The following is a 20,301-nucleotide window of genomic DNA, read 5'->3' as shown; positions in this document are numbered from 1 at the left end:
TATTGCCAAAGCTGTAAGATAGGTCTACGCACGAAGCAGGGAGAGTCGTGCCATGCCGTCAAAACATCCTGTGATCGTGTCGCCCGAAATGACGACCTATATCGGCCGCGGTCCGTGCGACCGGCTGCTGCTGCCGCCCGATGCGTTGCTGCTCGGCTTTGGCGATATCGGCGAACCCGTCGTCCGCACGCTGGCGTTTCGCGAACTGGAAAATGAGGAACATCTGCTTGTGTTCGCGGTGTCGCGTGCCGCATGCCGCCGCCTGTTCGGCGATCTGCCCGATCCCGATGCGCGCTGGTACCTCCCGTCGGACCTGCGTGCGCTCGGCCAGTCGATCGTCGCGCCCGATTGCGACGAGGGTGCCGCCGACACGCTGCGCCTCGCGCGCAGCATCGAACTCCTCTGCCAGTTCTTCGCCGCGCTGCGCGCCGGCAAACTCGTGCCCGTCGACGGGCAGCCGAGCCTGACCGAAAGCGATATCGCGCGCATCGCCGCGGCGCGGCGGATCGTCGATACCCGCTGGCACGAGAAGCTGACGATCGACGACATCGCCAAAAGCTGCGGCATCAACCGCGACAAGCTGACGCGCGGGTTTCGCGAACTCTATCAATGCAGCGTCGCCGAGGCGCTGAGCGAGCGGCGACTGCGGCAGGCGCGGCAGATGCTCGCGGCGAGTGACTTGCCGGTGGCGAGCATCGGTTATCGCTGCGGCTATCTCAACAACGCCAGCTTCACGCGTGCCTTCTCGCGCCGCTTCGGCATGGCGCCGACCGCGATGCGCCGTGTCGGAGTCGCGGCATGAGCGGGATGCTCGACCCCGGCGCGCGCGGGTCGCTCGTCGAGCGCGCGGTCGAATCGGTGCGCGATTTCATCCGTGTGAATGACCTCAAGGTCGGCGATACGCTGCCGGGTGAGGGGAGTTTCGCGCAGCAACTCGGCGTCAGCCGCCCGGTGATGCGCGAAGCGTTCGGCGCGCTCGCGGCGCTGCGTCTCGTCGATGTCGGCAACGGGCGCAAGCCGCGCGTCGGCGCGATCGACGGGTCGGTGATGGCGGCGTCGATGGGGCATGCGGTCAACACCGCGCAGGTGTCGCTCGCCGATGTGTGGGAGGTGCGCCGCACGCTCGAACTGCGCACCGCCGAACTCGCCGCGATCAACCGCACCGACGAACAGGCGCGCGCGATCCTCACCGCGGCACACGGCCTGTCGGTCGAACATGACGAGGCGGCGCGCACCGCGGCCGACACGATTTTCCACCAGACGATCGCCGAGGCGAGCGGCAACCAGCTGTTTCATCAGATCGTACGCTCGTTCGAACAGTTGATGGCGGCGGCGATCCCGCGCGCCTGGGCTGGACGGACGACGCACGAGGAGCGCGACGAGACGCTCGCGCTGCACCGCGAGGTTGCCGAAGCGATTTTGGATCGCGATCCGGTGCGTGCCCGCGCGGCGATGGAAAGCCATTTCAACAATTCGATCGGCGAGATGCTGAAGGACCAATATTAGGGTGTTCGCGGGGGTCGAACTGGGCGGAACCAAATGCATCTGCATTTTGGGGAGCGGACCCGACGACATTCGCGATCAGGTCGCGGTGCCGACGACGACGCCCGAGGACACGCTGGGCGCCATTGCTGAGATTCTCGACAGCTGGGATTTTCACGCGCTCGGCATCGCGGGTTTCGGCCCGCTGCAGCTCGACCCGGCAGCGCCCGATTATGGCTGCGTCGTCAATTCACCCAAAAGGTCGTGGAACGGCGCCAACCTGCTGACGCTAGCAGGCGACAAGCCCTTCGCGCTCGATACCGACGTCAATGGCGCCGCGCTGGCCGAGGGGCGCTGGGGGGCGGCGCAGGGTCTCGATAGCTGGGCTTATATCACCGTGGGCACCGGGATCGGCATCGGTTCGATCTCGGGGCGGCAACCGCTGCGAGGCCTGGGGCATAGCGAGGCCGGCCACCAGCGGGTGCCGCGCCTGGCCGGGGATGGCTTTGCCGGTAACTGCCCTTTCCATGGCGATTGCGTCGAAGGCATGGCGAGTGGCCCCGCCATTGAGGCGCGCGCGAACCGAAAGGGTTCCGACGTCGCGCCGGATGACCCGGCATGGGCCTTTGCCGCACATTCGATCGCCATGCTCTGCCACAATCTGGTGCTGACCAGTCTGCCGCAACGCATCCTGATCGGCGGCGGTGTCGTCACCGGCCAACCGCAATTGCTCGATCAGATTCGCGCCCGGCTGATCGACAGTCTCGCGGGCTATGCAGCTACCGCCCTCGTTACCGGCGATATCGACAATTTCCTCCAGCCGCCGGGGCTCGGTTCGCATGCCGGCCCGCTCGGCGCGCTTGCGCTCGCACAGGACGCCGCCCGCCTGAAATAGAGACAAACCGCGTCAGAAGATTCCGAGGAACTTCTTGCGCTGTTTTTGCCGCTCTTCGCCGGTCTGTTTGCCGTCTTCCGATTTGGCAGTCGTACCCTTGCCGACATCGTCGCGCGGTTTGCCCTTGCTCGTCCGCTGCGCCTGTGCCGTGGCGCCGGCGAGCACGGGACCGCATTGCGCCGCCTTTGCATCGCCGGGATCGACGAACGGGATGACCAGCGCGGCTGGGCTGGCGAGGATGCCAAGACCGAGCCCGGCCCCCGCGCGCCCGGCGAGTTCGTCGCTCACCGGATCGATCTTCGGCGCCGCGAAATAGCCGCCGACGCCGACCGGCGACTGACCCGAAAAGAGGCTGAAGGTCTTACCGTCGGCGCGTACCGCCATGTCGATGGCCTCGCTGCGGAACGAGAAGCCGCCGCGGCCGAGCATCACATTCTTCGTGGTGTCGATCAGGATCGGATCGGCGGCCGCGACGCCGCCGCGAACCGTGAAGGCGATTACCCCGCAGTTGATCTCGACGGGTTTCTTGAGCTTGTCCTGAAACATCTTCTGCACGAAGGTTCCGAGATAGAGTTCGGCGAGTTGGATATTGCGCGTCCAGAAACTGCCCTGCGGCAGGACAAAGGCGATGCGGCCGTTCGAAGTCGCGAGCGACTGGCGCACACTGTCGCCAAAGCCCACCATCCTTATGCGGCCGCTAACCGTGCCCGTCGTCCCCGATTCCTCGGTTCCGAAACGGGCCAGCAAGGTGCCGAGCCGCGTCGGCGACAGGCGAATATCATATTCGGTGCGCACCACGGCAGGGCGTGCGTCGATCGAGATATCGCTTTTAACCGTACCCCCGGCGACGGCGAAATTGAACGGCTTGAGCTCCATCAACCCGTTTTTGAGCGCGAGCGTCAAGTCGACATTGCTGATCGGAAAGCTTTCGGCGCGCACCCTGGTGACCCGGTAACGGACATCCGCGTCGAATCGCTTGAGCGCCTCGACGCGCAGTGGCGCATCGGGGAGGACGCGCGGACGGCCGCCGACCGTCTCGACTGTGCCACCGGTGCCCATCTTGTCGAGCCGCTGCGGATCGTAGCCGACGAACGGTCCCGCATCGATGATATTGAGCGAGCGGGTCGCGAGGTCGGCCTTGAGATAGAGGCGGCCCTGCGGCTGGCTGACGGCGAGCGAGCCGGCCAGATCGCTGTCGCCGAACATTCCCTTCATCCCCGTCAGCTTCCAGACTTCGTCTTCGTAGGTGAGGGCGGAGGTGACGCGATAGGCGCGCGTATCGGGGATGGCGACGCCAAGAAAATCGAAGATGCGCGACAGATTGCCGCCGCGCGCCTGCAATTTGAGATCGGCGCCCTCGAGTTCGGTCGGGCCGGGCAATGTGCCCGATATGTCGAGCCTGTTGCCGAGGCCGGTTGCATGGAGGGTCAGCGCATTCCTGCCCCCCGCGATCGTTTCATTGGGCGAGGCAAGGCCACCCGACAAGGTGAAGGGTTGCGCGCGCATCGTCCCGCGCCCGGAAAAGCGGATGTCGTCGTTGATACGCGTGCCGGCCGCGCGGACCGTGTCGATGTCGATATCGGCGAACAGCCGTAATTTGGGATCGCGGTAGCTGAGACCAGACTGCGTGATCGCGGCGCGCTGGATCCGGGGCAGTTCGAGCGGCTCGGGCGGCCGGTTCGGGTCACCGAAAGTCCAGCTGTTCCGGCGGTTGCCGCTGTCCCATTCGAGCGCCACGCGCGCGCCGTCGAGATCGGCAAAGCGCAGGATCCGGTCGCCAAAGATCAGCGGCAACGTCGCCAGCCGCGTATCGACCCTCCTCGCCACGAAAAACTGCTTTTCGCGAGCCCATGCGGGGTTGGCGATGCGAATATCCTCGGCATAGAATTTGACGTTAAACGGCGCGAAATAGAGCTGGAAGTCGCCGCCTACATCGACCTGACGTTCGAGCTGCGAGGTCGCGAAGCGTTCGAAAGGACCTTTCAGGAACCGGCCCTTGGTGATGAAGAGGATCAGCCAGATCGCGAACAGCGTGAGCAGGACGATTGCAACGGTGCGTATCGCGATGCGTAGCGGGCGTGGACGCTTTGCGAGCCACGCGGGCGTCCATGCGGTCTTCGCCCAGCGCCGCGTCCGGTCCGCCCAGGGGACGGCGGAAGAGTCGGCGGCCGGGGCCATCGGACCGGAGCGCATATCCATGCGGAAACAATCCGCTGCGCGTCCGAACGTTCCTTCTTCCCAAGGAGGATGCCGCGATCAAACGATGATCGGCCCACCGCCCGTTCGGTCGGGCGTCACGTCAGGCTGTTGCCATATCCGATGATGATCGTCGACAGCATCAGCACCGCGATCCCCAGCCATACAAAGGCGCGCGTCCGTTTGCCCGCGGGCGCCCATTCCCTGAGCGCGAAGCCCCAGAGCGTCGAGAAGAGGATGATGCTCGCCATGTGCAGCGTCCAGCTCGAAAAGCCGAAGCGGCCCATCTGGCTCTCACCCATCGTGTAGAAGAAGAACTGGAAGTACCAGAGCGTCCCGCCGAGCGCGGCGAGGCCATAGTTGAGCGCGAGCGGCGGCTTTTCGGTCGCGCCGGGCGCGGCCTCGCCGGCGAACTGGCGAATGCTGCGGTTGCGCGCGATCAATATGCCGCACCAGATGAGGTTGGTGGTGAGCCCGCCGAGCAGCACGACGCAGAGCACGGGCAGCCCCTGCCATAGCGGGTCGGTGCCGGCGGCCAGTGTCAGTTCGCGGATCGGCGCCCCCGCGTCGAGGCCCCAGGCAAAGCAGCCCGACATAATCCCCGAAAAGACCGCGATAGCGAGGCCTTTGCGGAGGTTGAATTCGGACGTATCGGGCGCCGCCGTTCCGCCCATCTCGCGCTCCTTGCGGCGTCCGGCCTGCGCGACGATGACGATCCCGACCAATGTGATCGCGATGCCGAGGAAGACCATCTGTCCGCTTGTCGTCGCAAACAACTCGCCCAGCGTGCCGCGAAAGATCGGTGGCCCCATGGTGCCGATGACCGTTGTCAGTCCGAGCGCGACCGCCATGCCGAGCGACAGGCCGAGATAGCGCATGGTGAGCCCGAAGGTGAGCCCCCCGAGCCCCCACATCGCGCCCCAGAACCAGCACCAGAACCAGATGTCGGCGGGTGTGCGGCTGAGCACGCCGATCAGGTCGTGCGTCTGGATCGATGCGAATAGCCACGGCGCGATCGCCCAGGAAAAGATGCCGCCGGTGATCCAGAAAATCTCCCACGACCAGGCGCGGATGCGCTTGTACGGCACATAGAAGCTCGCCGACGACAGCCCGCCGAGCCAGTGAAAGAACACGCCAAGCAGCGGGTTCGCGTCCATATTTCTTCCCCCTCGTTCGTGTCAGGCGGCCAGCGTCTCCGGGCCGATCTTGTCAATTGTTGTCACCCCGGTGAGCGCCATCGCGACGCGCATTTCGGCTTCGATCAAGTCGAGTACATGCCGCACGCCCGCTTCGCCCGCAGCGGCGAGAGCGAACGCCCACGCGCGGCCGAGCAGCACGCCTTGCGCCCCCAGCGCGAGCATCCGGACGACATCGAGCCCCGACCGCACCCCGCCGTCGGCGAGGATGGTCAGCCGGCTGCCGACCGCATCGGCGATCGCGGGCAGCGCGCGCGCCACCGATGGCACGCCGTCGAGTTGCCGCCCGCCATGGTTCGACACGATGATCCCGTCGACGCCTGCTTCGTCCGCGCGGCGCGCGTCATCGGCGTCCAATATGCCCTTGATAACGATCGGGCCGTTCCAGTGCGCGCGCACGAAATCGAGGTCGGCCCAGGTCACGCTCGGGTCGAAATTATCCTTCATCCAGCCGAGGAAATCCTCGAGCCCCGATTTGGGGCCGAGCAGCGGCGCGACATTGCCGAGCTGGTGCGGGCGGCCGTGGATGCCGACGTCCCATGCCCAGCCGGGGCGGGCCATGGCCTGTCCGACACGCCGCGCCTGTCCGCGCAGATTCGCGGCGCCCGACAGCCCCGAGCGAACGTCGCGATAGCGCGCGCCGGGCAGCGGCATATCGACGGTGAACACCAGCACCGGGCAATGCGCCGCGCTCGCCTCGTCGAGCAGCGACCGCATGAAGCCGCGGTCGCGCACCATATAAAGCTGGAACCAGAAGGGCGTCGGTGAACCCCGAGCGACTTCGCCGAGCGAACAGGCCGACACCGTCGACAGCGTAAAGGATACGCCCTTTGCCGCCGCCGCGCGCGCCGCTTGTACCTCGCCGCGCCGCGCCGCCATCCCGGCAAGCCCGATCGGGCCGAGCGCGACCGGCATCGCGAGGTGCTGGCCGAACAGGCTGGTCGACAGGTCGATCGCCGACACATTGTTCATGACGCGCTGCCGCAGCGAAATATCCTGCAGGTCCCCGACATTCGCGCGCAGCGTGCGCTCGGCATAGGAACCCCCGTCGAAATATTCGAAGAGGAAATGGGGCAGGCGGCGCCGCGCGGCTTCGCGATAGTCGCCGATCGAGGCAGGCTTCACGCGGCCGCCTCCATTTGCGAGACTTCGCGCCGCCACCGATCATGGTAGGATGAGATGTCGACGTCGAGCGGCGTGACGAGTTCGAGCGGCTCGACGGAAGGCAGGGTGGCGTCGAGCAGGCGGAGCGCGCCATAAGAAACGTCATTGTGCGCCTTGCCGATGTAGATGCGCAGGTCAGGGCGCAGCGCGGCGAGCGCGCGGACGAAAACCTGCCCCTCCGCAAAGCGGCCCTCGATCAACAATCGCTCCTTCGTTCCGATCAGGCGGAGCGCCGCATCGGCGACGAAAGCGGCATAGAGCGACACCGCCGCGCGGCGCGCGGCGTGATCGTCGGGCCGCGCGATCCACCGGCCGCGAGCATCGGGGAACGGGCCGAACCCCGGCGCAAAGCTTGGCAGCACCATCGCGCCGCTCGCGAGCACGCCGGGCAGCGCCGCGAGCAACGCGGGCTGGTCGGCGGCGATATCGATCTGGCGCGTGTCGAGCCCGATCAGCGTCTCGATCTCACGCCCGCCCATGAAACGCGCCGAGGGGACCGGTTTGCCGAACGCATCGACATTGATCAGGCAGTCACGTGCTTCGTCGAGGTCACCCGTGTCGAGCGACGCCGCATCTTTCGGCGAACGCATGGCGACGAACCAGGTGCCGGTCGACAGGACGGTCGATTCACTATCGGCGATCTCGGCAAAGCCGCGCGCCGCGAGCAGCGCTGCGTTCGAATCGTGGAGGCCACAATGGACCTCGGTGTCCGCGGGCAGGCCGGTGCGCGCGACCCATGCGGGCGTCAGCATCCCGAGCACGTCGCCCGCGCGCCGCAGTGGTGCAAGACGTTCAGCCCAGCCGTGCCGCTCGGCGAGCCTGGACGCCGAGCCCGTCAGCGGGTTCCAGAGGTCGGTGTGACAGCCGAGGCTCGTCACCTCGGACGCCGCGACGCCGCTCAGCAACCAGCTCCAATATTGCGCCCAGGGGAGGATTTGCGTGCCTTGCGCCAGATCGGGATCTTGTGCTTCGAGGCGGAATATCTGCGCCCCGAGATTGAGCCCATCGGGAAGCGAAGGCGATCCGGTTTCGAAGAATGGATCGCGTTGGGCCTCATAGGCGGCACGTGCGGACGCAGGTATCGCGTCCTCATAATCGAGAGGCGGGCAGGCGAGGCTATCGCCGCGGATGATCGCCGCAGCCGCGCCATGCCCCACCGGGACGATTGCGCCGACATCGGCAAGCTTGGCGAAATCACGCAATATTTCGGCGGCCCACGTCTCGATTCCCGCGGCGTCGAGCGCCGCGTAGGACCCCGTCGCGACACGCGCGTTGGCGCGTACGCGCCGTTCGATCAGCGCGCCTTCGGGCGACCAGAGGCTCAGCTTTGCCAAGGTTTTTCCAACATCGAGGATTATGGTTGCGCGACCCCTCATCCCTCTCCCTCTTGCTTCGTTGCGACCGAATTTGATCGAACTTTATCGAAACTGATTGCAGAGCGCCAGCCTTTTCGATACATGGCTTGCCATAGTCGAAACAACGAGTTTCCTTCATGCCCGATCTTCTGGACGTCCCGCCGCAATCCAATGCCGCCGCGCTGCTTTTTGCCATCCCGGCGAATCGCTGGTCGGACGAAGAGGCGAAAGGGAAGTCGCCCGAAGAGCTGCTCCTTTATCGTTCGAACCGCCTCGGATCGGACCTCACCGTTACCAATTTTGGAGGCGGCAACACCTCGGCAAAGCTCGAGGCGCGCGACCCGTTGACCGGCGAAACTGTTTCCGTCCTTTGGGTGAAGGGGTCGGGCGGCGATATCGGTTCGATGAAGCTCGACGGCTTTTCGACGCTCTATCAGGACAAGCTTCTCGGGCTCGAGAAGCTTTACCGCGGGCTTGAGCATGAAGACGAGATGGTCGGTTATCTGCCGCACTGCACCTTCGCGCTTAATGCGCGCGCGGCGTCGATCGACACCCCGCTCCATAGCTATCTGCCCTTTGCCCACGTCGACCATGTCCATCCCGATGCGATTATTGCGCTCGCGGCATCGAGCGAAGGCGAGGCTGCGACCAAGGCGCTCTGGAACGGAGCAGTCGGCTGGCTGCCATGGCAGCGTCCGGGCTTCGACCTCGGGCTGAAGCTGCGCGATTATGTCGCGACGCATCCTGGTCTGCGCGGCGTGATGCTCGCGGGGCACGGGATCATCTGCTGGGGCGACAGCGCCAAGACTTGCTATGACAATACGATCGCGCTGATCGCCGACGCGGCGAATTATCTGAACGCAAAGCTTGCCGGTGCGCCGGCGTTCGGAGGCGAGATTGTCGCGGCGCGTTCTGCGACGGAGCGCGGCGCCGCCGCGGCGGAACTGATGCCGAAGCTGCGCGGGCTGATGGGCGGGCGCCGCGTCGGGCATTTCGCCGACGATGCCGAAACGCTCGAATTCACCGGCAGCCGCGATTTCGCGAAGCTCGCCGCGATCGGCACCTCGTGCCCCGATCATTTCCTGCGCACCAAGATCGCGCCGCTCGTCCTCGATCCGGCGCGGATCGACGACACAGCCTATCTTGCCGAGCGGATCGAGGCATATCGCGGCGACTATGCGGCCTATTACCAGCGCTGCGCACGGTCCAACTCGCCCGCGATGCGCGATCCCAATCCGGTCGTCGTGCTCGTCCCCGGCATCGGCCGCATGACCTTTGCCGGCGACAAGGCGACGGCGCGGCTTGCGGGCGAATTCTATGCGAATGCGATCAACGTGATGCGCGGCGCCGAGGCGATCGGCGCCTATATCGGGCTCGACGAACAGGAAGCGTTCGACATCGAATATTGGCTGCTGGAAGAAGCGAAGCTCCAGCGCATGCCGAAGCCCAAACCGCTCGCCGGGCGCATCGCGCTGGTCACGGGCGGCGCGGGCGGCATCGGCGCCGCAACCGCCGAGCGCCTTGCCGCCGACGATGCGTGCGTGCTGCTCGTCGACCGCGACGCCGATGCGCTGGCGAGGGTCGCGTCGGAACTCGAAGGCCGCTTCGGCCATGACCGCATCCGCTCGGCGGTGTGCGACGTCACCGACGAGGCGCAGGTCGCCGCAGCTTTTGCGGCGTGCGCGCGCGAATTCGGCGGGCTCGACATCCTCGTCGCCAATGCCGGGATCGCGTCGTCGGCGCCGATCGAGGATACGACGCTCGAACTGTGGCAGCGCAATTACGACGTGCTGGCGCAGGGCTATTTCCTCACCGCGCGCGCGGCTTTTCCGCTGATGAAGGCGCAGGAAGGCGGCTCGATCGTCTTCATCGGATCGAAGAACGGCATTGCCGCGGCGACCAATGCTTCGGCCTATGCCTCGGCGAAGGCGGCGGCGCTGCATCTCGCGCGCTGCCTCGCGCTCGAAGGCGCCCCCTTCGGCATCCGCGTCAACACGGTCAATCCCGACGCGGTGATCAAGGGGTCGCGCATCTGGGACGGCGACTGGCGCCGCGAACGCGCGGGCGCGCATGGGATCGATTCGGGTAGCGAGCTCGAGGAGCATTATCGCAACCGGTCGATGCTGAAGCGCGACGTGCTGCCCGAGGATGTCGCCGAAGCCGTCTATTTCCTCAGCTGCGATATGTCGGCAAAGTCGACGGGCAACATGATCAACGTCGACGCGGGCAACGCGCAGGCGTTTACGCGATAAGATACGGATTCAGGAGAGAATGATGGCTGGCGACCTGCCGCTCGCACAGGATGAAATCGAGCGGCTGAACGCCGGTCTGACCGACGCGCTCGACGATGATTATGGCAGCCTCGGCCGCCAGCTTGGCCGGCGCGGCATCGACATCGATGGCGTGAAGGCAAAGGTCGCGGGCTTTTCGGTCGCGGTGCCGAGCTGGGGTGCGGGGCGCGGCGGCACGCGCTTCGCCAAATTCCCGATCGCGGGCGAGCCGACGAACATCCATGAAAAGCTCGAGGATTGCGCGGTCATCCAGCAGCTCGGCCGCGCGACCCCGCGCGTCAGCCCGCATTTCCCGTGGGACAAGGTCAGCGACTATCGCGCGCTACGCGAAGAGGCTGCGTCGCTCGGGCTCGCTTTCGACGCGGTGAACAGCAACACATTCCAGGACCAGCCGGGGCAGGCGGTGAGCTATGCGACCGGCTCGCTGTCTTCGACCCGCGCCGATGTGCGCGAGCAGGCGATTGCGCACAACATCGAATGTATCGAGATCGGGAAGCAGCTGGGCGTGACCGACCTCACCGTCTGGGTCGGCGACGGCACCAATTTCCCGGGGCAACAGGATCTGGGGCGTTCGCTGGACCGCTATCTCGATGCGGCGGCTGAGGTCTACGCCGCACTCCCCGCCGACTGGCGGATGTTGATCGAGCACAAGATGTTCGAGCCGGCCTTCTATTCGACCGTCATCTCGGACTGGGGCAGCTCGATCCTCGTCGCGCAGGAACTGGGCGATCAGGCGAAATGCCTCGTCGACCTCGGTCATCATGCGCCGAATGTTAACATCGAACAGATTGTCGCGCGCCTGCACCGCTTCGGAAAGCTCGGTGGGTTCCATTTCAACGACAGCAAATATGGCGACGACGATCTCGACTCGGGTTCGATCAACCCGCACCAGCTCTTCCTCGTCTTCAACGAACTGATCGAGGCCGAGATGAACCCGCGTGGGGATTTTCGTCCCGCCTACATGATCGACCAGTCACACAATGTGACCGACCCGATCGAAAGCATGCTTTCGTCGGCCGAGGCGATCGTAGCGGCCTATGCCAAGGCGCTGCTCGTCGACCGCGAGGCCTTGCTCGCGGCGCAGGAAGCAAACGACACGATGATGGCGTTTCAGGCGCTGCGTGCCGCCTATCGTACCGATGTCACCCCGATCCTTGCGGCGGCGCGCGCCGAAGCGGGTGGGGCGATCGATACGATTGCGGCCTATCGCGCGAGCGGCTGGCGGGATCGCAAGGCGCAGGAACGCAAGGCTGCGGGCGCGGCCGCAGGGATCGTCTAAGCATTCGATTGCAACTCGGCGCATCTCCCGTCAAATAGACGCCATCAGACAGGGACCCATATGCACGCAGCCGAACGCGAAAAAATGATCCTCGACAGCTTGGGCGAGAGCGGGTTCGTCTCGTTTCGCGATCTCGAAAGCCGCGTTGCCGCGTCACCTGCCACCATTCGCCGCGACCTCGACCGGCTGGAGGAAGCGGGCGTCATCACGCGCGTGCGCGGCGGAGCGAAGCGTGTCGGCGGAGCAGCCGGCGCGCCCGCCGCGTCCGAAGACGGTTTGTCGGGCGTTCCGTTTCACGAGAATATCGGCCGCAATCGCGGCGCCAAGGAGGCGATCGGGCGCGCAGCCGCGGGTCTCTGCATTCCGGGCGAAGGCGTGATGATCGACGGTGGCTCGACGACGCTGCAGATGTGCCCGCACCTCGACGGGCTCAGCCTGCAGGTTCTGACCAACTCGCTGCACATCGTCAGCGCGCTGCTGCCGCAGCCGACGACGCGCATCCTCATTCCCTCGGGGCAGGTGTTCCGCGAGCAGAATATCGTGCTGTCGGCGGCGGGCGACGACGGCATGCCGCGCTTTCACGCGCCGAAGCTGTTCATGGGCGCGGCATCGATGGGCCCTGCGGGGCTGATGCAGGCCGACGTCATCCTCGTCGCCGCCGAGCGCCGCCTGATCGAACGCGCCGACGAGATCATCGTGCTCGTCGACAGCTCCAAATTTTCGGGTCCCTCGGGCAACGTCGTCTGTGCGCTCGACGAGATCGACATCGTCGTCACCGACTCCGGAATCGAGCCGCCCCACGTCGCGATGATGGAAGCCGCCGGCATCCGCGTCATCGTCGCCTGAATTTTCCAAAGCCTTTCGGAAGAAAACCGCGGTTCGCCGTGCCGTTCGGGTTCGAATGATTGAAAATGATCGTTGACGTGATTGATAAAGACAAATAATGAGCATTGATGCAGAAACGCTCAGCGAAGCGTAGCATCGGAGGAAAAGATCGCCGGACAGGCGCCTCCGTCAAAAGGGACAACTCGCGAGGGCGAGTGCAGGGAGGATGCGATGAAGGCGATGACGAACGCGGGTCTGGATTTTGCTGCGCGGCGGAACGCGTGGCGGCGGGGCATTTCGGCACTGGCATGCGCCGGCGCGCTGTTTGGCGGGGCCAGCGCCCATGCACAGGACGCCGATGCTGAAGCGCCCACCGATGCCGACATCGTCGTCACCGGCACCCTGCTGCGCGGCGTCGCGCCGGTCGGCACCAATGTCGTCGCGGTCACCGAGGCCGATGTTGTCGCCTCGGGCGCTGCCTCAGCGAACGATCTGCTCGCCTCGATCCCGCAGGTCGGCAATTTCGGGACGATCCCGGCCGGGCTCGGGAATTTCGGCAATCCGATCGTGCGCCCCAACATTCGCAACCTCGGCGCGAGCGGTGGCTCGACGACACTCGTGCTCGTCGACGGTCACCGCATGGTCGGCGCGGGCATCTTGCAAACAAGCTTCGACCCCTCGGTCATCCCGCCCGACGTCATCAAGCGCGTCGACGTCATCCCCGACGGCGGCTCGTCGATCTATGGCTCCGACGCGATCGGCGGCGTGATCAACTTCATCACGCGCGACCGTTACGACGGCATTGGCGTCAACGCGCGCTACGGCTTTGCCAAAAATTACCAGACGATCGACGCCAGCGTCATCGCGGGCAAGGATTGGGGCTCGGGATCGGTCTTCGTCTCCTATTCCTACGCCTGGCACGACGATCTGATCGGGCTCGACCGCGACTATGCGACCGCGAACCAGACCGACCGCGGCGGCGGCGATTTCCGCAGCACCGCCTGTGCGCTCGCGAACATCACCGTGGGCACGACGACCTATGCGCTCCCCGGCCGGGCGCCGGGCATCAATCGCTGCGACCAGACCGATTATGCCGCCATCTACCCGCGCGAGGAACGCCACAGCGTCTTCGCGGGGCTGACGCAGGATCTCAGCGATTCGGTCGCGTTCAAACTGTCGGCCTATTGGTCGAAGCGCGACACGCTGCACCGGAGCGCGCAGAGCAGTGCGAGCGGGACGATCACCGCGGCCAATCCCTTCTTCCGCCCGATCGGCGCCGAACTCGCGCACACCGTTTCGTTCGCGTTCGACGACGTTTTCGGTCCGAGCAACGACAGCCCGTCGAGCTTCAGCTCCTATGGCATCACCCCCAGCTTCGACTTCGAACTCGGCGGCGGTTGGCAGCTGCGCACGATGGCCAATTTCGGACGCAGCGAGAATGAATCGACCGAGCGTTCGTTCAACTCGACCGCAGCGACGATTGCGCTTGCCGGGACCACGACCGCGACTGCGCTCAATCCCTATAATCTCTCGGCAACCTCGCCCGCGGTGCTCGCGGCGATCGACGATTTCGTCAACTATGGCGATGCGACACAGGAACTCGCCGAGGGGCGCGTCGTGCTCGACGGCCCGCTGACGCACCTGCCCGGCGGCGACATCCGCCTCGCAGTCGGCGGCGAATATCACTATGAAAATATCCGCTCCTTCACCGGCAGCGGCCCCGAAGCGGCGGTCACGGGCTCGAACGCCTATGCTGCGCGCAATGTGAAGTCGCTGTTCGGCGAACTGCTGATCCCGATCTTCGGCGCCGACAACCGCACGCCCGGCTTCTACAGCCTCGAGCTGTCGGGGTCGGTCCGCTACGACGATTACAGCGACGTCGGCAGCACGACCAATCCCAAGATCGGGGTGACCTGGCGCCCGTTCGAGGCGCTGACGATCCGCGGCAATTATGGCACGTCGTTCCACGCGCCCAGCCTCGCCGACCTCGGCAATTCGGTCGATGCGCGCGTGCAGGTGCTGCCGTTCAGCCCGTTCCGCGCGCCGACCAGTTCGCCCTTCGACGCGCTGCGTCCGACGATTGCGATCGCCGGCGGCAACGCCAATCTGAAGCCCGAGAAGGCCGATACTTGGTCGCTCGGCTTCGACCTCAAACCCGCGGCGATCGAGGGTCTTGTCGCCAGCGCGACCTATTTCAACGTGAAGTTCAAGGATGCGATTGCGGTGCCGCCGTTCACCTCGCCTTTGCTGTTCACGACGCCGGCCTATGCGGATTTCTTCATCCTCAACCCGACGCTCGCGCAGGCGCAGGCGGCGGCCGGAAATCTCCGTGTCGATGGCGTACCCAACCTCGCGACGCTGTTCGCGATCAGCTCGCCCTATGTGCTGTTCCTCGCGCAGCGCGCGAACCTCGGCGCGGTGAAGGTCGACGGCATCGACTTCAATCTCGCCTATAATCGCCCGACGGGTTTCGGTTCGATCAACGCCAATTTCACCGGCAGCTACCTCCTCAATCGCGAGACGCAGGTGGTGCAGGGTGGTCCGGTCAACGACGACCTCAAGAACGGGACGGGCCGCTTCCTCTTCACGGCGGGGCTCGGTGCGACGGTCGGCGATTTCACCGCGCGCGCGACGCTCAACCATCGCAGCGGCTATCCGGTCGTCGGGCTGGCGCCGCAGGAGCGCGTCGCGGCGTTCGACACCGTCGACCTCTTCTTCAGCTACGATCTTGGCGACATGCTCGCGAACACGCTGCTGACGCTGAACGTCGACAATGTCTTTGACGAGGACCCGCCGTTCCTGAACAGTGCATCGGGATATACCAATGGCAGCACGCTCGGCCGGCTGGTATCTTTCGGTATTCGCACCAAATTCTGACGGGGAGGTTGGGTTGCCGCTGATCGGAAGCTTGCGAGGCCTGTTGCTGGGTGCGCTCGCGGCCGTCGGCATGGCAAACGCGCCTGCATGGGCGGCCGATCCGGCCCCGGCAGAGCTCAGGACCGAATATGCCGTGGCGCCGCTGGGCCTCGACACGGCGGCGCCGCGGCTTGCCTGGCGCTCGCCCGTGGCGCGGCAGAGCGCATATCGCGTCCGCGTCGCCACCTCCGAAGCCGATCTCGAGCGCGCGCCGCTCTGGGACAGCGGAAAGGTCGCGTCGGCGGACAATGTCCAGATCGCCTATGCCGGGCCAGCCCTCGCATCGCGCCAGCGCTATTGGTGGCAGGTGCAGGTATGGGACGCCGACGGCAAGGCCACCGGTTGGAGCGCGCCCGGCTGGTGGGAAACCGGCCTGCTCGCGGCATCCGACTGGCAGGCCAAATGGATTTCGGGGCCCGTGCGCCGCGACCATGACTGGGACGACCTGACGCTCGATGCCGAGCTGACGCTCACGGGCAAGGCCGTCGACATACTGTTCCGCGCGCTGCCCAACGGCAAGACCTATGGCGACGCCTATGTCTGGACGCTCGCCGACGGCAAGAACGGACCCGAACTGATCCAGACGATACGCCGCTATCCGGGCGGCACGAGTTCGGCGATCAAGATGGAGCGGCTGGGGCAGGTCAAATTGCCCGTGCCGATCAAGGGTCGGCGCATCGCGCTGTCGATCCGCGCCGAAGGCGGGCAGATCGTCACGCGCATCGATGGCGCCATCGTTGCGACGGTCGACAATGACGCGCACAAGCATGGCACGATCGGCTTTGCGGGCAAGGAAGCCGCGGCGGCGATCGTCCACTCGGTTCGCGTATCCGGCACGCAAAGCCCCGCGGTCGCGTTCGACTTCGCGGGCGGCGACAACCCCTTCACGGGCGGCAGCGTCGGCAAGGACGGGCTGGTGGTCGCCAGCGGCGTTCCGGGCGTCGACCTTGTGCTGCCCATCGAGGCACCCGCGCCGCTCGTTCGCCGTGCCTTCCGTCTTGGCAAGTCGGTCGCAAGCGCGCGCCTCTATTACGCCGGGGCAGGCATGCCGCGCCTGTCGATTAACGGCGCTATCGTCGGCTCTCCGCTCGGCGTCGGCTATACCGCCTACGACAAGCGCGTGCTCGCTTACACGCAGGACGTGACCGCGCTGCTGCGTCGCGGCGAGAATGTGATCGGTGCCGAGCTGGGTCGCGGCTGGTACGGGCTGACCGACCCCAATGAATGGTATTTCCATGCCGCGCCCTGGCACGCCGAGCCCGCGCTCAAGGCGCAGCTCGAAATCACCTACACCGACGGCACGCGCGACACCGTTGCGACCGACGGCAGTTGGCGAACCATTTCGGGCCCGACGCTGAATGACTCGGTCCATCGCGGCGAACGCTTCGACGCACGGCTGGTGCCAGCGGGATGGGACCGCGCAGGTTTCCGCGATCGCAAATGGCAGGCGGCGCCGGTCGTCGCCGGCCCGACGGGCCAGCTTGTCGCCGCCAATTCCGAAGCGATCGAACCGGTCGAGAATATCATGCCCGTCGCGGTGAAAGAGGTCGCCCCCGGCGTCCATGTCTATGACTTTGGCCGCATCGTCGCGGGCTGGCCGGTGTTGAAGCTCAGCGGGCCGCGCGGCGTCACGGTTTCGATGGTCGCGAGCGAGCGCATCGCCGACGACGGCAAGGTCGTGCCCGCCGCGGGTCTGATCGACGCGCAGCTCCAGACGGATCGTTACACGGTCGCAGGCAAGGGTGTGGAGCAATGGGAGCCGCGCTTCGGCTATCGCGGCTTTCGTTATGTGCAGGTCGACGGCTTTCCGGGCGCGCCGCCCGCCGACGCGCTTACCGCGCGCGTCGTCCATTCGGCAGTCGCACGGACGGGCAGCTTCACCAGCGCCGATCCGCTACTGAACCAGATCGATTTTGCCGCGATCGCGTCTATCCTCAACAATCTCCACGGTTTCCAGACCGATACGCCGACCTATGAAAAGAACGGCTGGAGCGGCGATGCGCAGGCGTCGGCGGGTGCCGCGGCGCGCAGCCTCGACATCGCGCGCGTCTGGACCAAATGGCTCGCCGATTTCCGCGATGCGCAGTCGGAGAAGGGCGAGGTGCCCGAGATTGCGCCGACGACGCCTTTCTACGGTTACGAGAATACGCCCGGCTGGAATGTGATCTGGGGCCCGACGACGCCGTGGGATGCCGCGGTGATGATCCTGCCGTGGGAGCTTTACACGACGACCGGCGACACGCGCATCCTCGCCGACAATCAGGACATGCAGCGGCGGCTCGTCGATTATACCGCGACCTTTATCAAGGCGCCCGATTTCAAACGGTCGGCCGGGCTCTCCGAATGGGCGTCGGCCGGCGGCATGGATTACAGCAATGCGCGTGGCGGCGGGATCGACGCGGTGACTACGGCCTATTTCTTCCATCAGGCCGACCTGCTCGCCAAATCGTCGGCGATCGTCGGCAAGGCGGATGATGCAGCGCGCTATGGCAAGCTCGCGGACGATATCCGCGCAGCCTATAATGCGCGCTATTGGGATGCGGCGAATGGCTGGTACCGGACCGTCGATATAAAGGGTGTAGCCGGTCCCGCCACGCAGGTGCAGAATATCCTGCCGCTCGCGTTCGGCATGGTGCCGCCGGGCCGCGAACAGGGCGTCGCCGACACCATCGCACGCGACGTCGATAAACAGGGGCTGCGCACCGGCGTCTATGGCGCGCGTTACCTGCTCGAAATCCTCAGCGATTACGGCCACGCCAGCCTCGCATACCGCGTCGCGACGCGCACCGACGAGCCGAGTTGGGGCTGGTGGATCAAGAATGGCCATTCGACGATGTTCGAAACCTGGAGCCTCAATAGCCGCTCGCGCGACCATCATTATTTCGCCTCGATCGCCGACTGGATGCGTCAGCGTCTCGCGGGCCTTCGCCCCGGTGCGCCGGGGTACAAGCTGGTGCTGGTCAAACCAGCAATCCCCGACGGCCTCGCGAGCGCCGAGGCAGCGATAGACAGCGTCCACGGCCGCGCTTTCTCGGGCTGGAAGGTCGAGGGGGGCAGGCTGACGCTGACCGCCGAGGTGCCGGCGAACACGACGGGCGAAATCTGGGTGCCGACACGCTTTGGCGCCACGGTCCCGCCGACGGGTGCTGCGCTGTTGCGTCAGGACAAGGGGTATTCCGTATACCGTACCGGCCCCGGCCGTTTCATCTTCACCACCGGAGGCACGCAATGATCCGCAGCATATTGGTTTCGGCGGCGCTGCTGGCTTCGCCGGTCGCGGCGCAGCAGGTTACCATCGACAGCGGCGCCGTGGCCGCGGCGACGGCCGATGGCGTGGCGTCGTTCAAGGGCGTTCCTTTCGCTGCGCCCCCGGTCGGCGCCCTGCGCTGGAGCGCACCCGCGCCCGTTGGCCCGTGGACTACGCCGCGCGACGCAACCGCTTACGGCCCCGACTGCATGCAAAATCCGCTACCGGGCATACAGCCCGGATCGCGGGCGATGAGCGAGGATTGCCTGACGCTCAACGTCTGGACGCCGAAGCCCGTCAAGGGCGCGAAGCTGCCGGTGATGGTCTGGATCCATGGTGGCGGTTTCGTCGGCGGATCGGGCACGCTGCCCGAAACGGACGGCGCCCTGCTGGCCAAGCGCGACGTCGTCATCGTCAGTTTCAACTACCGCCTCGGCCGCTTCGGCTTCTTTGCGCACCCGGCATTGGGGCAGGGCGGCAACTGGGGCCTGATGGACCAGATCGCCGCGCTCAAATGGGTTCAGCGCAACATCGCATCCTTCGGCGGCGATCCGGCGAAGGTCACGATCTTTGGCGAGAGCGCCGGTGGGGAATCGGTGTCGCGGCTGATGGCATCGCCGGCCGCAAAGGGCCTGTTCGTGCGCGCGATCGTCGCCTCGGGCGGCGGCCGCGACGATTGGCCGACGCTGGCCGACGCACAGGCGAAGGGGCAGGTGTTCGCGACCCGTGCAGACGCCGCCGATGTGGCGGCGCTGCGTGCGCTGCCTGCCGACAAGGTGCTTGGGAGCGTCGCGCTGATGAGCAAGGAAGAGGACCGCTATTCGGGGCCGATGACCGACGGGACGATCGTTCCCGTGGGCGCGGAGACGATCTTTGCCGAGGGCAAGCAGGCGCGCATTCCCTATATCATCGGCAGCAATGACGACGAACTCGGCTTCATCCCGGCACCGTTCCGCGCGATGGTCAATGGCCCGGTCGAAAAGTCGCTGGGTGCGGCCGCCGCGACGGTGAAGGCGGCCTACGCAAGCGAAGACGAAGCAAACCGCCGGCTCGGCGGCGATGCGATGTTCGCCGAACCGGCGCTCGCCTTCGGCCTGTTGCAGGCGCGCGCCGGGGCGCCGACCTTCCTCTATCGTTTCGGCTATGTCGCCGAGGCGCAGCGCAAACCCGACGTTGGCGCGGTGCACGCGTCGGATGTCTCGTTCCAGTTCGGCAATCTGCCCGCCGATGCGACGGTATCCGACCGCGCAGCGGCGAAGCAGATCGGCGACTATTGGACCAATTTCGCGAAAACCGGCGATCCGAACGGCAGCGGACTGCCCGCATGGAGCCGGCTCGATCCCGCTGCGCCGCAGCTTCTGTCGATGGAAATCGCAGCAACCGCAATGAAGCCGGCAAGCACGCCCGCGCTCACTGCCATCGCCGCCGCACGGAACGGAAAATGATGAAAGCCAT

General features: G+C 65.9%; 13 protein-coding genes. 9 read left to right on the top strand and 4 right to left on the bottom strand.

The annotated features are described in order from the left end of the window. The first annotated feature begins 52 nt into the window (after positions 1–52). The 3 genes from GGC65_RS04130 to GGC65_RS04120 are packed head-to-tail and all read left to right on the top strand — an operon-like array spanning position 53 to position 2,377. Complete coding sequence (locus GGC65_RS04130) at positions 53–802, top strand: helix-turn-helix domain-containing protein (RefSeq protein ID WP_192645999.1); 750 nt, start codon at positions 53–55, stop codon at positions 800–802. After that, positions 799–1,506 carry a FadR/GntR family transcriptional regulator gene (locus GGC65_RS04125; protein WP_225940669.1) on the top strand — a complete coding sequence of 236 codons (708 nt, stop codon included), beginning with the start codon at positions 799–801 and terminating at the stop codon, positions 1,504–1,506. Before GGC65_RS04130 ends, GGC65_RS04125 begins: the two co-directional genes overlap by 4 nt. A 1-nt stretch (position 1,507) precedes the next feature. After that, positions 1,508–2,377 carry an ROK family protein gene (locus tag GGC65_RS04120; RefSeq protein ID WP_192645998.1) on the top strand — a complete coding sequence of 290 codons (870 nt, stop codon included), beginning with the start codon at positions 1,508–1,510 and terminating at the stop codon, positions 2,375–2,377. Between the two features lie 12 nt (positions 2,378–2,389). On the opposite strand, the gene GGC65_RS04115 is transcribed toward GGC65_RS04120, so the two are convergent. The 4 genes from GGC65_RS04115 to GGC65_RS04100 form a co-directional block, all read right to left on the bottom strand. Then, positions 2,390–4,576 (bottom strand): AsmA family protein, encoded by a 2,187-nt coding sequence (locus GGC65_RS04115; protein ID WP_192645997.1) that lies wholly within the window; start codon positions 4,574–4,576, stop codon positions 2,390–2,392. Positions 4,577–4,671: 95 nt separating this feature from the next. After that, positions 4,672–5,730, bottom strand: a complete 1,059-nt coding sequence (gene rhaT, locus GGC65_RS04110; protein ID WP_192645996.1) for an L-rhamnose/proton symporter RhaT — start codon at positions 5,728–5,730, stop codon at positions 4,672–4,674. 21 nt (positions 5,731–5,751) lie between these two features. Continuing rightward, the gene (gene lldD, locus GGC65_RS04105; protein ID WP_192645995.1) at positions 5,752–6,894 is read right to left on the bottom strand and encodes an FMN-dependent L-lactate dehydrogenase LldD; all 1,143 of its coding nucleotides are present in this window, start codon (positions 6,892–6,894) and stop codon (positions 5,752–5,754) included. Further along, positions 6,891–8,267, bottom strand: a complete 1,377-nt coding sequence (locus GGC65_RS04100; RefSeq protein ID WP_225940668.1) for an FGGY-family carbohydrate kinase — start codon at positions 8,265–8,267, stop codon at positions 6,891–6,893. The genes lldD and GGC65_RS04100 overlap by 4 nt, the downstream gene beginning before the upstream one ends. Positions 8,268–8,425: 158 nt before the next feature. Here GGC65_RS04100 and GGC65_RS04095 point away from each other — a divergent pair, with 158 nt between their 5' ends. From GGC65_RS04095 to GGC65_RS04070, 6 genes are all read left to right on the top strand, one after another. Beyond that, complete coding sequence (locus GGC65_RS04095) at positions 8,426–10,540, top strand: bifunctional rhamnulose-1-phosphate aldolase/short-chain dehydrogenase (protein WP_192645993.1); 2,115 nt, start codon at positions 8,426–8,428, stop codon at positions 10,538–10,540. A gap of 22 nt (positions 10,541–10,562) precedes the next feature. Further along, entirely contained in the window at positions 10,563–11,858 is a 1,296-nt protein-coding gene (gene rhaI / locus GGC65_RS04090; protein ID WP_192645992.1) for an L-rhamnose catabolism isomerase, read from the top strand. Between the two features lie 84 nt (positions 11,859–11,942). Continuing rightward, positions 11,943–12,704 (top strand): DeoR/GlpR family DNA-binding transcription regulator, encoded by a 762-nt coding sequence (locus GGC65_RS04085; RefSeq protein ID WP_318780116.1) that lies wholly within the window; start codon positions 11,943–11,945, stop codon positions 12,702–12,704. 210 nt (positions 12,705–12,914) lie between these two features. Beyond that, positions 12,915–15,560, top strand: coding sequence for a TonB-dependent receptor domain-containing protein (locus GGC65_RS04080; RefSeq protein ID WP_192645990.1), 2,646 nt, complete (start codon positions 12,915–12,917; stop codon positions 15,558–15,560). A 43-nt stretch (positions 15,561–15,603) separates the two neighbouring features. Further along, entirely contained in the window at positions 15,604–18,831 is a 3,228-nt protein-coding gene (locus tag GGC65_RS04075) for an alpha-L-rhamnosidase (protein ID WP_192645989.1), read from the top strand. Next, positions 18,828–20,291 (top strand): carboxylesterase/lipase family protein, encoded by a 1,464-nt coding sequence (locus tag GGC65_RS04070; RefSeq protein ID WP_192645988.1) that lies wholly within the window; start codon positions 18,828–18,830, stop codon positions 20,289–20,291. The genes GGC65_RS04075 and GGC65_RS04070 overlap by 4 nt, the downstream gene beginning before the upstream one ends. The last annotated feature ends 10 nt before the right edge of the window (positions 20,292–20,301 follow it).

It is taken from the genome of Sphingopyxis sp. OAS728, assembly GCF_014873485.1.
Lineage (GTDB): Bacteria > Pseudomonadota > Alphaproteobacteria > Sphingomonadales > Sphingomonadaceae > Sphingopyxis.
Note: the sequence above shows the minus strand (reverse complement) of the source record. Positions and strands in the feature narration are given on the sequence as shown.

Excerpts from the sequence above, each read along its gene's own strand:
- rhaI (WP_192645992.1), top strand. The coding sequence starts at position 10,563 with ATGGCTGGCGACCTGCCGCTCGCACAGGATGAAATCGAGCGGCTGAAC.
- GGC65_RS04130 (WP_192645999.1), top strand. The coding sequence starts at position 53 with ATGCCGTCAAAACATCCTGTGATCGTGTCGCCCGAAATGACGACCTAT.
- GGC65_RS04085 (WP_318780116.1), top strand. The coding sequence starts at position 11,943 with ATGATCCTCGACAGCTTGGGCGAGAGCGGGTTCGTCTCGTTTCGCGAT.
- GGC65_RS04125 (WP_225940669.1), top strand. The coding sequence starts at position 799 with ATGAGCGGGATGCTCGACCCCGGCGCGCGCGGGTCGCTCGTCGAGCGC.
- rhaT (WP_192645996.1), bottom strand. The coding sequence starts at position 5,730 with ATGGACGCGAACCCGCTGCTTGGCGTGTTCTTTCACTGGCTCGGCGGG.
- GGC65_RS04095 (WP_192645993.1), top strand. The coding sequence starts at position 8,426 with ATGCCCGATCTTCTGGACGTCCCGCCGCAATCCAATGCCGCCGCGCTG.
- GGC65_RS04115 (WP_192645997.1), bottom strand. The coding sequence starts at position 4,576 with ATGGATATGCGCTCCGGTCCGATGGCCCCGGCCGCCGACTCTTCCGCC.
- GGC65_RS04080 (WP_192645990.1), top strand. The coding sequence starts at position 12,915 with ATGAAGGCGATGACGAACGCGGGTCTGGATTTTGCTGCGCGGCGGAAC.
- GGC65_RS04070 (WP_192645988.1), top strand. The coding sequence starts at position 18,828 with ATGATCCGCAGCATATTGGTTTCGGCGGCGCTGCTGGCTTCGCCGGTC.